The organism is Roseicella frigidaeris (assembly GCF_003258945.1).
Lineage (GTDB): Bacteria > Pseudomonadota > Alphaproteobacteria > Acetobacterales > Acetobacteraceae > Paracraurococcus > Paracraurococcus frigidaeris.
Window position 1 is genome coordinate 292966 of record NZ_QLIX01000004.1, and the last position, 12990, is coordinate 305955.

General features: G+C 71.3%; 10 protein-coding genes. 8 read left to right on the forward strand and 2 right to left on the reverse strand.

The window, feature by feature from the left end; genetic code table 11:
• Positions 1-51: 51 nt before the first annotated feature.
• Positions 52-1053: an MlaA family lipoprotein gene (locus DOO78_RS08600; protein WP_111469327.1), complete on the reverse strand. Its 1002-nt coding sequence runs from the start codon at positions 1051-1053 to the stop codon at positions 52-54.
• 81 nt (positions 1054-1134) lie between these two features.
• Between DOO78_RS08600 and hpnI the strand changes: the two genes are divergently transcribed.
• Genes hpnI through DOO78_RS08625 form a run of 5 tightly spaced genes read left to right on the forward strand, consistent with a single transcriptional unit; the run spans position 1135 to position 6186 of the window.
• Entirely contained in the window at positions 1135-2340 is a 1206-nt protein-coding gene (gene hpnI / locus DOO78_RS08605; protein ID WP_111469328.1) for a bacteriohopanetetrol glucosamine biosynthesis glycosyltransferase HpnI, read from the forward strand.
• A 2-nt stretch (positions 2341-2342) separates the two neighbouring features.
• Positions 2343-3797 carry a hopanoid biosynthesis associated radical SAM protein HpnJ gene (hpnJ, locus tag DOO78_RS08610; RefSeq protein WP_111469329.1) on the forward strand — a complete coding sequence of 485 codons (1455 nt, stop codon included), beginning with the start codon at positions 2343-2345 and terminating at the stop codon, positions 3795-3797.
• Between the two features lie 10 nt (positions 3798-3807).
• Entirely contained in the window at positions 3808-4356 is a 549-nt protein-coding gene (locus tag DOO78_RS08615; protein WP_111469330.1) for a pyridoxamine 5'-phosphate oxidase family protein, read from the forward strand.
• Positions 4357-4396: 40 nt separating this feature from the next.
• Positions 4397-5215: a hopanoid biosynthesis-associated protein HpnK gene (gene hpnK / locus DOO78_RS08620; RefSeq protein ID WP_111469331.1), complete on the forward strand. Its 819-nt coding sequence runs from the start codon at positions 4397-4399 to the stop codon at positions 5213-5215.
• Positions 5212-6186 (forward strand): lysylphosphatidylglycerol synthase domain-containing protein, encoded by a 975-nt coding sequence (locus DOO78_RS08625; RefSeq protein WP_111469332.1) that lies wholly within the window; start codon positions 5212-5214, stop codon positions 6184-6186. The genes hpnK and DOO78_RS08625 overlap by 4 nt, the downstream gene beginning before the upstream one ends.
• A gap of 103 nt (positions 6187-6289) precedes the next feature.
• Here DOO78_RS08625 and DOO78_RS08630 read toward each other — a convergent pair whose 3' ends face one another.
• The gene (locus DOO78_RS08630) at positions 6290-8464 is read right to left on the reverse strand and encodes a GNAT family N-acetyltransferase (RefSeq protein WP_111469333.1); all 2175 of its coding nucleotides are present in this window, start codon (positions 8462-8464) and stop codon (positions 6290-6292) included.
• A gap of 648 nt (positions 8465-9112) precedes the next feature.
• Here DOO78_RS08630 and DOO78_RS08635 point away from each other — a divergent pair.
• From DOO78_RS08635 to DOO78_RS08645, 3 genes are read left to right on the forward strand one after another with little or no spacing between them, the layout of a single operon-like run.
• Complete coding sequence (locus DOO78_RS08635) at positions 9113-9730, forward strand: sugar transferase (protein ID WP_243634461.1); 618 nt, start codon at positions 9113-9115, stop codon at positions 9728-9730.
• A 13-nt stretch (positions 9731-9743) separates the two neighbouring features.
• Positions 9744-12071: a GumC family protein gene (locus DOO78_RS08640; protein ID WP_165838796.1), complete on the forward strand. Its 2328-nt coding sequence runs from the start codon at positions 9744-9746 to the stop codon at positions 12069-12071.
• Positions 12068-12916, forward strand: a complete 849-nt coding sequence (locus tag DOO78_RS08645; protein ID WP_111469336.1) for a glycosyltransferase — start codon at positions 12068-12070, stop codon at positions 12914-12916. Before DOO78_RS08640 ends, DOO78_RS08645 begins: the two co-directional genes overlap by 4 nt.
• Positions 12917-12990: the final 74 nt, after the last annotated feature.

Genomic DNA, 12990 nt, shown 5'->3' on the forward strand with positions numbered 1-12990 from the left:
ACCGGCCCCGGGCGAGGCCGGCCGGGTGGCGGGTGGCGCCCTGGCCCGGCCTCAGGCGCCCGGCCGGGCTTGTCCCGCGGCCATCCGCGTCGGCTTCGCCGCCTTGTGCAGGGCGACGCCCCGGCCCTGCCGCGGCTTTGCCGCTTTCGCCACCTGCTTCGCCACGGGCCGTGCCGGCGCGCGCTTCGCCTGCGGCGCGAGGCCTTGGCGCGGCTGGGGCGTGACGCCCGGCCGCGTGACGCTCGGGCGGCGGATCGGGCCCGGCGCGGGGGCGCCCGGATCCTCCAGCAGGTCGGGCTCGCTCTCGCGGCCGAGCTCGGCATCGCGGTTCTGCCGCCAGAGGCTGCGCAGCCGGGCATAGACATCGAGCGAGCCGGAGCGCAGCTCGTCGAGCGCCTCGATGCTGCGCTCGCGCTGGTCCAGCCCCTCCATCCCCGTGCGGCCGAGATTGGCCCCGACCGGCATGGTGTAGCTCAGCGGGTTGATGAAGCCGTCGGCGACCATGCCGGCGAAGTCGCGCGGCGTGGAGGGTCCGATCATCGGCACCATGAGGTAGGGGCCGTCCGGCAGTCCCCAATTCGCCAGGGTCTGGCCGAAATCCGCCAGCTGCTTCGGCGGCCCGCCGATGGGCGCGAGGTCGAAGAGCCCGCCGAGGCCGAGCGTCGTGTTGATGACGAAGCGCATGAAGGAGGTGCCGGCCTCGATCGGCTTGCCCTGCAACAGCCGGTTGGCGGTGACCACCGGCTCGTTGATGTTCTCGAGCACGTTGTGGATGCGGGCCCGCGGCCAGGGGCCGAGCACCGCCCGGTAGCCCTCGGCGATCGGCTTGAACAGCGCGTCGTCCATGGTGAAGTTGAAGGCGAGGATCCGGCGGTTCGTCGCCTCGAAGGGGTCGGCCGGGTCGATGGGCCGGTCGGTCACGATCACCGGCGGCGTCTCGCTCGCCTGCGCCACCTGCTGCGGCCGGTCGGCCTGGTGTCGCGGCCCGGCCTGCTGCGCGCAGCCGGCGAGCAGGAGGGCGAGGCTGAGGAGTGCGGCGGGCGGCGGCGTCATGCGGCAGGGTTACCAGAGGCGGGGGCGGCAGGCTAACGCAGGCCGGGGCCGGGCAGCGATGCGGGGTGGTGCTGAAATATCATGGCTGAACTGCTGCTTGCGGCGCCGGGCCTGCTCGCCGCGCTGGCCGCGCTCGCCGGCGGCGCGACGGCGCTGCTGGCCGGGCGCGCCCTTGGACGGCTGGCCGCGACCCCGCCGGATGCCGGCCCGGCCCTCGCTGCCAGCATCCTGAAGCCGCTGCACGGCACCGCCCCGGGCCTGGAGGCGGCGCTGGCCTCCACCCTGGCGCAGCGGCACGCCGCGCCCTTCGAGGTGCTCTTCGCCGTGCGCGACCCGGCGGACCCGGCGGCCGGGCTGGCGGAGGCGGCGATGGCCGCCCATCCGGCGGTGCCGGCGCGGCTGCTGCGCGACCCGCGGCTGCACGGCGCCAACCGCAAGGTCTCGCAGCTGGTGAACCTCGAGGGGCTGGCCCGGCACCCGGTGCTGGTGGTGGCCGATGCCGACATGGCGGTGCCGCCGCATTGGCTGACCGCGGTGACCGCGCCGCTGGCCGACCCCGCGGTGGGGCTGGTGACCTGCCTCTACCGCGGCGAGGCGGGGGATGCCGGGCTGTGGTCGCGCCTCGCCGCCCTCTGGATCGACTGGCAATTCCTGCCCAATGCCGCGCTCGGCGAGGCGATGGGCCGGGCCAATGGCTGCTACGGCGCCACCATGGCACTGCGGGCGGAGACGCTGCGGCGATTGGGCGGCTTCGCGGTGCTGGCCGACCTGCTGGCCGACGACCATGCTCTGGGCGTGGCGGTGCGCCGGCTCGGCCTGCGGGTGGTGGTGGCGCCGGTGCTGCCGGGGCATGTCATGGCCGAGCCCGGTCCCGGGGCGCTGGCGCGGCACGAGCTGCGCTGGGCGCGGACGCTGCGGCTGCTCGACCCGGGCGGCTATACCGGCATGGGGGTGACCTTCCCGCTCGCCTGGGGGGCGCTGGCGGTGCTGCTGCTGCCGGCCGCCCTTTCGCCCCTGGGCTGGGCGGCGCTGGCGCTGGCGCTGGGGGCGCGGCTGGCGCTGGCGCTTCGGGTGGACCGGGCGTTGCACCGCCGCCTCAGTCCGGCACGGCTGGCATTGCTGCCCCTGCGCGACGGCCTCTCTTTCGCTATATGGGCCTTGGGGCTGGCCCGCGGCACGGTGACGTGGCAGGGCCGGCGATACCGGATGCGCCCCGACGGGACAATGACGCGGCAGGATGACAGGCCGGCCCGTGGTCGAGGCATGATGAAGGGCGACAGCCAGTGACGATGCGGACCCTCTTCCTCCAGGCGCCTTCCTTCGACGGCTTCGATGGCGGCGCCGGCTCGCGCTACCAGGCCCGGCGGGAGATCAAGAGCTTCTGGTTCCCGACCTGGCTGGCGCAGCCCGCGGCGCTGGTCGAGGGCTCGAAGCTGGTGGATGCGCCGCCGCACCGCCAGACCATGGCGGATGTGCTGCCGCTGGCGAAGCAGCACGACCTCGTGGTGCTGCACACCTCCACCCCCTCCTTCGCCTCGGACGTGAAGGTGGCCGAGGCGCTGAAGGCGGTGAACCCGTCGCTGAAGGTCGGCATGATCGGCGCCAAGGTCGCCGTGCAGGCCGCCGAGAGCCTGCGCGACGCGCCGGTGATCGACTTCGTCGCCCGCAACGAGTTCGACTTCACCATCAAGGACGTGGCGGACGACCGGAGCTGGGCCTCGATCCAGGGCCTCAGCTACCGCAACGCCGAAGGGGTGGTGGTCCACAACCCGGACCGGCCGATCCTCGAGGACATGGACAGCCTGCCCTTCGTCTCGCCCGTCTACCGGCGCGACCTCACCTACGAGAACTACTTCATCGGCTACCTGAAGCACCCCTATGTCTCGATCTACACCGGCCGGGGCTGCAAGAGCCGCTGCACCTTCTGCCTCTGGCCGCAGACGGTCGGCGGGCATCGCTACCGCACCCGCTCGGTCGAGAACGTCATCGAGGAGATCCGCTACATCAAGGCCAATTTCCCCGGCCTGAAGGAGATCTTCTTCGACGACGACACCTTCACCGACAACCTGCCGCGCGCCGAGGCCATCGCGCGCGAGATGGGCAAGCTCGGCGTCACCTGGTCCTGCAACGCTAAGGCCAACGTGCCGCGCGAGACGCTGAAGGTGCTGAAGGATGGCGGGCTGCGCCTGCTGCTCGTCGGCTACGAGAGCGGCAACCAGCAGATCCTGCACAACATCAAGAAGGGCATGCGGATCGAGGTCGCCAAGAAGTTCAGCAAGGACTGCGCCGAGCTCGGCATCGCCATCCACGGCACCTTCATCCTCGGCCTGCCCGGTGAGACGAAGGAGACGATCGAGGAGACGATCCGCTTCGCCATCGAGACCAACCCGCACACGCTGCAGGTCTCCCTCGCCGCGCCCTATCCCGGCACCCACCTGTTCGACCAGGCGGCGCGGGAGGGCTGGCTGGACACGGCGAACACGGAATACGTGGATGCGCATGGCGTGCAGATCGCGCCGCTCGCCTATCCGCATCTGTCGCATCAGGAGATCTTCGACAGCGTCGAGACCTTCTATCGCCGCTTCTATTTCCGCGCGCCGAAGATCGCCTCCATCTGCGGCGAGATGATCCGCGACCGGCAGATGCTGGTGCGCCGGCTGCGCGAGGGCGTGGAGTTCTTCGGCTTCCTGCGCGAGCGGGCGAAGGCGAGCGCCCAGGGGAAGCTGACGCAGAAGGCGGCCTGAGCCGCCGCCCATGGCCCGCCGCTTTCCCCGCATCGAGGAGGCGCACCGCGCCTTCATCGCCCGGCAGCACATCTTCTTCGCCGCCAGCGCGGCGCCGGGCGCGCGGGTGAACCTCTCGCCGCGCGAGGCGGCGGCGCTGCGCGTGCTCGGCCCCGATGCCGTCTGCTGGCTCGACCGCACCGGCAGCGGCGCCGAGACCGCGGCGCATCTGGCCGCTGATGGCCGCCTCACCCTGATGTTCTGCGCCTTCGCCGGGCCGCCCATGATCCTCCGCCTCTATGGCCGCGGCGAGAGCCTGAAGCGGGGCAGCGCGGCCTATGCGGCGCTCCTCGCCGAGGCCTTTGGCAGCGAGGAGGTGCCGGGGGCACGGCAGATCGTGCGGCTGGCGGTCGACCTCGTGCAGACCTCCTGCGGCTATGGCGTGCCGCTCTTCGAGCATGTCGGCGAGCGCCGCACCCTCGAGGACTGGGCGCGGCGCAAGGGGGAGCAGGGGCTCGCCGCCTATCGCGCGGAGAAGAACGCCCGCAGCCTGGACGGCCTGCCGACAGGGCTGGCGTGAGCGCCTGCCGCTCCCGGCCGCCGGCGCGGCCTGCCGCGCCATGACCGCGCGCGTCATCCTCAATGCCGACGATCTCGGCCTCGCGCCCGAGGTGAACGACGCCATCGAGCAGGCGCACCGCGAGGGCGTGCTGACATCGGCGAGCCTGATGGTCGGCGAGCCGGTCGCCGCCGCGGGCGTGGCGCTGGCCCGGCGCAACCCGGGCCTCGCGGTCGGGCTGCACCTGACGCTCACCGACGGCACCCCGACCCTGCCGCCGGAGCGCATCCCAGCGCTGGTCCGGCCCGATGGCCGCTTCCGCGACGACATGGCCGGGCTCGGCCTCGCGCTCGCCGTCTCCGGCGCGGCACGGGCGCAGCTTCGGGCCGAGATCGCCGCGCAATTCGCCGCCTTCCGCGCCACCGGCCTCGCCTGTGACCACCTGAATGCCCACAAGCACTACCACCTGCACCCGGTGATCGCCGGCATCGCCTTCGCCGAGGCGGCGCGGCAGGGCATCCGCGCCGTGCGCATCCCCTGGGAGCCGCCCACCCTCGTCCCCGGCGCCGGGCGGGCGCTGCTGCCGATGCTGCTTTGGCTGCGCCGGCTCGCCGCGCGGCATGGGCTGCGGGCGCCGGACCGCGTGGTCGGGCTGCGCTGGACCGGCGCCTTCACCGCCGAGCGGCTGGCCGCCACCCTGCCCCGGCTGCCGGCGGGCGTGACCGAGATCTACCTGCACCCGGCGACCGCGGGCGGCTTCCCCGGCGCGGCGCCGGGCTACCGCTATGCCGAGGAGCTGGCCGCCCTGACCGATCCGCGCGTCCGCGCCGCCGCCGCGCCCCTGCCGACCGGCGGCTACACCGCGATGCTCGCCGCATGAGCCGCCTCGGCCTGCTGCTCGCGCTCGGCGGCCTCGTCCTGGCGCTGCTGCTGCTGGCGCAGCAGGACTTCACCGAGATCGGCGCGCTGCTGGCCAGCGCCGGCTTCGGCCTGGTACTGGCGGCGCTGGCGCACATCCCCTCGATGGCGCTGAACGGCCATGCCTGGCGGCTGCTGCTGCCGCATCGGCGCCGGCCTTCCCTCGCGGCCATGACGGCGAATGTCTGGATCCGGGAATCGGTGAACGGGCTGCTGCCGGTGGCGCGGGTCGGCGGCGAGATCGCCTCCTACCGCCTGCTGCGCGGCGAGGGCGTCGCCGTCGCTCCGGCCGCCGCCAGCCTGATGGTGGACATGGCGATTTCCATCCTCAGCCAGCTCGTCTTCGCGCTGCTCGGCCTGGCGCTGCTGGCCTGGGCCGGGGCCGGCATCGGCTGGGGCGGGATCGCGCTGGCCATGCTGTGCGGCCTGGCGCTCGCCGCGGGCTTCATCCTGGCACAGCGGGCCGACATCCTCTCGCGCCTGGCGCGGCTGCTGAACGGGGTGGCGGCAGGACGCTTCCCGGCCCTGGAATCGCATTCGGCCCGGATCGACCGCATGACGCGCCGGCTCTGGCAGGTGCGCGGCGCCATCCTCGGCTGTTTCCTCTGGCAGCTTGCCGGCTGGGCGGCCGGGGCGCTCGAGATCTGGCTGGCGCTGTACTTCCTCGGCCATCCCGTCGACCTGGCCGAGGCGCTGGCGATCGAGGCGCTGATCCAGGCCGTCTCCTCGGCGGCCTTCCTGGTGCCGGGGGCGCTCGGGCTGCAGGAGGCGGGCTTCCTCGGCCTCGGCCTGCTGCTCGGCCTGCCGGCGGAGATGGCCGCGGCGCTCGCCATCGCGCGCCGGCTGCGCGATCTCGTCATCTTCCTGCCGGGGCTGCTGGCCTGGGTCTGGGCGGAACGGCGCATCGCCACCGCGCTGCCGGGTCTCGGCTGAACCTTCGGCCGCGGCGCTTTCCGAGCCTCTGCGAGCAGGGGGCCTCTGCGAGCAGGCAGGGGCGGGGAGGCCGCTGATGGTTGCCCACCAGCGGCCCGTCGCGTCAGGGCGTCGCGTGCGTCCCTTCCGACATGGGGGCGCCCGGAGCGCCGACGCCGAGCGCCATGCTCGTCTCCAGGCCGGCCTCGCCGCTGGGCTGCGGCGCCTGCCGGCGCTTCGCCCGCAGCCAGTCCCGGAACCGGCGCCAGTCGCTGCCGGCCCGGTCATAGGCGATCGCCAGCCGCCCGAGCAGCGTGCCGGCGCCGATGCAGGAGGCGAGCACCTCCTGCCGGTTGGCGAGCCGCCCCTTGTAGCTCTCGTCGCCGCGCAGGAAATCGACCTCGGTGAAGCCGTTCTCGATCCCCCAGCGGATATAGTCCACGAGGATCAGCGTGCCGGGCGAGGCGCGATAGAACTCGGGATCGAAGGCGGAGAGGAAGCCGCTCAGGCGCCGCCCCTCGACCATGCTGATGAGGCCGGCCGTCAGCCTGTCCCCGGCCTCGAGCACCATCAGGCGGAGGCAGCCCTTCGCGGCCAGCGCCTCGATCAGCGCCCGCAGCAGCGTGCCGTCGTCCTGCAGCAGCGGCGAGGTGAGGTTCTCGCGCTTCAGCCAGTCGGTCTTGAGCAGCCGCATCTGCTCGATGAGCCGCTCCGCCTCCGCCGCGTCCTCGACCACGCGGAAGCGCACCGGCCCGGTCTGGGCGAGGATGCGGCGGCCGCGCAGGTCGTTGTTCCGGCCCTTCTTGCCCAGATCCTGGAAGAAGGCCGCGGCATCCCGCCAGGCATCCAGGCGCACGCCCGTGGCCAGCACGGTGCGCCGGTCCGGCAGCAGCCGCACGCGCCGGCTGAGCTCCGGCAGCGCCCGGGCCGCGGCATCCGCGCGCAGGTGGTTGATGCTGGCGATGTCGAAGCCGCCCTCGCGCTCGACCTCCTGCCAGAGCGCCGCGAGCACCGCCGGGGCGGCCAGGCCGGGCGCCAGCAGGGCATCGCAATAATCCGTGCAGTCATTGGCGGCCCAGCCCAGCATCCGCAGGCCGCGCCGGCGCTGCACCACGAGCGGCAGCACGCCGACCAGGTCCTGGCCCCGCCAGGCAAGGGCGATGTGGAGGTGGAATTTCTGCACCTCGCCGCCGCCCTGCCACCAGGCCGTGATCCAGCGATGCGACTGGAAGACGCCGGCATGGGCGCGGGCCTCGAGCGCCTCCCAGGCCTCCCGCACCTCCTCGAGGCGCGCCGCGTCATGGACGATCTCGAGCGACAGCCCGTCCTGGCGGGCCGGCGCCGCCGGCCGGAACCAGGAGAGCGCGGTCTCCCCCATGCGCCGCAGCGGCAGGATGTAGAGGCCGTAGAGCGACTGGTACTCGCGGCCCTCGCGCGGGCCGATCCCGAATTCGAAGCGCTCCCCCGGCTCCGGCACGCAGGCGGTCCCGAACATGCGGTCCCAGACCGACAGCAGCAGGCCGAAATTGCGGTCGTAATGCTTCGGGTCGACGCTGTGGTGCAGCTGGTGCCAGTGCGGGCACAGGATCACGCCGTTGAGGGGCCCGAAGGAGACGCGCAGATGCGTGTGCCGGATGAAATCCATCATCAGGATGTTCCGGACCACGTAGACGCTGACGCCGAGGATGGTCGCCTCGACGAGGTCGACTGCGAAGTAGTACCAGATGCCGTAGACGACACCGACGAAGAGCCCGTCCCAGACGCGGTTCATCAGCTCGTCGACCGGATGGATCCGGTCCTTGGTGATGCCGACCATGACCTCGGCCGAGTGATGCACCTTGTGCAGTTCCCACAGGATGGGAATTTTGTGCTGGGCGAGGTGATAGAGGTAATAGGACAGGTCGTAGGCGAGCAGGCCGGTGAGCGTGAAGAAGATGATGGTCCAAGGGCCTGCCGGCGCCGCCGTCTGGTTGACGCCCAGCACCTGGGTCAGCAGCGCGGAGGTTGCATAGCCGACCACGAAGATGACGCTGGCGGAGGCGGGGATGAACATGACCCGCATGACCAGCTTGCGGGTCACCCAGAAAAAGAGATCCGCCCGGGCCGAAGGATGCGTCAGGATCTCGCGCGGGAAGGCGTAGCGCAGCCAGGTCCGCAGGTCGCGCGGCCCTGGGTGCGACCAGAGATACATCGCGACCGAGGCGATCAGACTGGTCACCAGCACCGCCGCGAAGGCGAGGGCGTTGGGGCCGGTCAGCTTGCTGGCGATGGTCTCAGCCAGACCTGCAAGTTGCGTCATGAGGTCCTTCTCGTGGCAGGCGGCGCGGGGCGGGGCCGGGCACCACTGGATGATCGTCTGCGGCCCGGAAAACACTCTATCAGGGCCGGGATAGTGCTGGTGAAAAGATTACGTAACCTGTGCGGCCGTCACCCGTGGTTATGACTCCACGGTCGTGTGACGGCCAGGGCCGCCGGCCGGCCTGTCGGCATGCCCATTCACCCGGTGAGACATGACATGCGACCCTCCCTGGACGGATTGACAAGCCGGTGAGAATTTCGCAGCGCACACCGCCGGTAATCGTGAGATCATAGCGGCAACAACCTACCTTTTGATTGAGTGGGAACTTGGCTTTTTCAGTGGTTTGGCGGCGGATCACGACGAACAGTATGATGTCGAGACGGATTGCGCGGTGGATCGTTCTGATCACCGAGGAATGATAGAACGGCCCTGTCACTCAACTTTTAGGTGGTATATGAGCAGGTTGTTATTGGGCTGGGGATTTCGTGTGTTGCTGATCGAGGGGCCATACGGTGCTATATGGCGTCGCAGCAAACCTGCCGATCTGAGGAAGAAATGACGCAAGTCTCTTGGACGCACGATTCATCTTTCTCCTCCGACACGGCGCAAGAACAAGATTTCCGGTGGCACTACAGACTCCGGAAGGCCATGCGCCCGACCGTGAAGCGCGGAATGGACATGGTGGGTGCCGCCGGACTGCTGTTGGTTCTGGCGCCCGCTCTCCTGTTGCTCGCCGTCTGCGTGGCGGCGGACGGCGGTCCGGTATTCTTCAGCCACCGGCGGGTCGGCCGCGGCGGCCGCGAATTCGGCTGCCTGAAGTTCAGGAGCATGCGCGTGGATGCCGCGGAGGCCCTGCGGGAACTGCTCGAGCGGGATCCGGAGGCGCGGGCCGAATGGAACGAGCGGCGGAAGCTGCGGGCCGATCCGCGGGTGACGCGCATCGGTCGCATCCTGCGCGCCACCAGCCTCGATGAGCTGCCGCAGCTCATCAACGTGGTGCGCGGCGAGATGAGCCTGGTCGGACCGCGTCCCGTCCTGCGCGAGGAGCTCGACCAGTACTACGTGCCGGCCGGTGCCGCCGAGGACTACATGTCGGTCCGGCCGGGCCTCACGGGGGCGTGGCAGGTGAGCGGGCGGAGCGACACCAGCTTCGCGCAGCGCATCGCCCTCGATGTTGCTTATGTGCAGTTCCCATCCTTGCGAAAAGATCTTGCGATCCTGGCATGTACCGGCGCGGTCGTGGTACGTCGCCGTGGCGCGTATTGAGGGCCCAGAGGCGATGTTCTTCGCAGCCGATGCCAACTTTGATCGCTTCACGAATCGCGAAGCCTTTAGTCTTTCCGATCTGACCAAGTCTCTCCGTCAGCGGAAGCTGCTGCTTCTGGCGATGTGCGGGATTGGCGCGCTCGGCGGCCTGGCCTTCTCGCGCGTCCTGACGCCATCCTACTTCGCCGAGGCGACCATGGTCGCCGAGCCGCCCAGCGTGCGCACCCGCACGGTGTCGGAGCTGGCGCCGGACGGCGTGCAGATGCCGCCCGACCCGGCCATCACCCGGACGACGGTCGAGACGGTCAGCTCGCCGCTGATCATCGACCGTGCCCTGCGCTCGCTGCCGCCCGCGATCCAGGCGACCCTGACGCGCGAGGCGCTCGGCGACAGCAACGGCAAGCCGTCCTGGTCGCCCTGCGCGCCCGGCGCCGCCGGCCTGGTCGGGCATCTCCCGGCGGTGCTGCAGCAGCCCGCGCAGACGGTCTGCGACTTCTTCACCCCGCCGGCCGAGCCGGCCTCGAACGAGCCGGCCGAGGTGCAGGAGCGCCGCCGCCTCGCGGCCTATGTCGCGAAGAAGCTGCAGGTGGACAACACCGGCCGGTCCTACACCGTGCGCGTCGCCTACACCGCCTCCGACCCGCAGGTCGCGGCGGCGATGGCGAATGCCGTGGTGAACCAGTACCTCGCCTACCGCACCGAGCTGACGAGCCAGAACAACGAGGAGACCGCGGCGACGCTCGAGGCCAAGCTCGCCTCTCTCTCCGAGGAGCTGCGCGCGGCCGAGCGCAACACGCAGCAGATGCGCGAGCAGGTGCGGCTGCAGGAGCTGCGCTCGGGCGCGCTGACGCAGCAGCAGGCGACGGAGCTCATGACCGGGCTGCTCACGGTCCGCATGAAGCTCACCAATGCCGAGGCGCGGCTCGACGCCGCCTCCAAGGGCTCCGGCTCGGCCGGCGGCGCCGCCGCCACCGAGGTGCTGAGCTCGCCGACCATCCAGCAGCTCCGCAAGCAGGAAGCCGAGCTCGACCGGCAGGAGGCACAGCTCTCCTCCACCCTCGGCCCGTCGCACCCGAATGTGCGCTCGGTCCGGCAGGAGCTGTCGCAGACCCGCCGCCTGATCGCGGAGGAGGTCTCGCGCGTCACCCGCAGCCTGCAGACCGAGGTGAACGCGGCCCGGCGGCAGGAGGTCAACATCGTCGAGACCCTGCGCCAGCAGGAGAAGGCGATCGCCGCCAATGCCGATGCGCATGCCGCGCTGCGCCAGGCGGAGCGGCAGGCCACGGCGCTGGCCCAGGTCTATGACCACTTCCTGCTGCGCCAGCGCGAGCTGAACGGCCGGCGCGACCTGCCCGAGCTCAGCACCCGGCTGCTCTCGGCCGCCACCGTGCCGCTGAAGCCGAATGGCGCCACCGCCTCGACCCTGACCGGCCTCGGCGGGCTCGGCGGGTTGCTGATCGGCTCGTCCATCGCGGTCTATCGCGGCCGCCGGCAGCGGCAGAACGATCCGGTGATCCTCGGCCAGCAGGCGCTGAGCGATGCGCTCGACGTCACCTACCTGCCGAAGATCCCGCATCACCGCGGCTCGATCTCGCGCTTCGTCTCGGAGAATCCCTACTCTCCTTATGCCGAGGCGCTGCACTGGGCCCGCGCCTCGCTGCAGGTGCGGCTCGAGGGCATGAGCCGGCGGGTGATCATGGTCACTTCCTCGCAGCCGGGCGAGGGCAAGAGCTCCTTCTGCATGGCGCTCGCCGCCGCGCTGACCCTGACCAAGCAGACCGCCGTCGTCGTCGACTGCGACCTGCGCAAGCCGCAGCCGGCGGCCCTGCCGCAGCAGTCGAGCCATCTCACCGAGTGGCGCGACCTGCCGGAGGAGGACAGCGACCTCGAGGTGCGGATGTACTGGGCGGGGGCGGAGCACCCGAACATGGTGCGGTTCAGCGCCGCCGTGGCGCACCCGCACGTCATCCTCTCCTCGCCGAAGTTCCGGGCCCTGATCAACTCGCTGGCGGCGAATTTCGACTACGTCATCCTCGACACGCCGCCGCTCTCGGTCGCCTCGGACAGCCTCTTCGTCGGCTACAACGCCGATGAGTGCCTGATGGTGACCAAGTGGCGCTCGACGCCGCTCAGCACGGTCCGCGCCGGCGTCGCCGATCTGCGGGCGCGCGGCATCCGGGTCTCCGGCCTCATCGTCAACCAGGCCGAGATGACCGATACGACCGGGCTGAACCGTCCGCTGCTTCGCGGCGCGGCGAGCGCCGATGCCTCGGCCTATCGCTACCCGCCGCGGGCGATCCCGCTCGACCACAGCTCCGCGGCGGAGACCGAGCGCGCGTGAGCACGCAGACCATCCCCTCCGCGGCCGGGGACCAGAGGGGCGCGCAGACGCCCGCGGTCCCCGGGGTCTGCGTCCTCATGCCGGTCTACAACGACCAGGCGGGGCTCGACCGCAGCCTCGAGGTGCTGGCGGCCGATCCGCATCCCTTCGACATCGTCGTGGTGGATGACGGCAGCCGCACGCCGATCCGGGCGCCGGAGCGGTGCGGCGGCCATGCCGTCACCCTCCTCCGGCTCACCCCGAACCGGGGCATCGAGCACGCGCTGAATGCCGGGCTCGAGGCGATCCTCGAGCGCGGCTATGACTACATCGCCCGCCTCGATGCCGGCGACACGCCCATCCAGGGCCGCTTCGGCGCGCAGGCGGCCTATCTCGACGCGCATCCCGAGATCGGCATCCTCGGCAGCTGGGTGCAATGCGTCGACGATGCGGGCGAGTATCTCTACACCCTGCGCTTCCCAACCGAACACGCCGCCATCCTGCGCAAGCAGCGCTACGTGCCGGCGCTCCTGCACCCCGCCATCATGCTGCGGGCGGCGGCGCTGCGCGAGGTCGGCCTCTATTCCGACCGCTACAAGGCGGCCGAGGATTACGACCTCTTCGTGCGCGTCGGGCGGCGCTACAAGCTCGCCAACCTGCCGGAGGTGCTGACCACCTACATCGTCAGCAACCAGGGCATCACTGCTTCCAAGCGCAAGCGGACCCTGGTCTCGCGGCTCCAGATCCAGCTGCGCGACTTCTCCTGGATCGATCCGCATGCCTATCTCGGCGTGGCGCGGACGCTGGCCTTCATGGCCATCCCCTTCAGCGCCCTGACGGCGGCCAAGCGCCTGCTCTGGCGCTGAGGCCGCACCCCGCCCTCCCAGCCTTGGCCGGGTGGGCGGACTCTCTCCCGAGGTCCTGAGCGACGGGCGGCAGC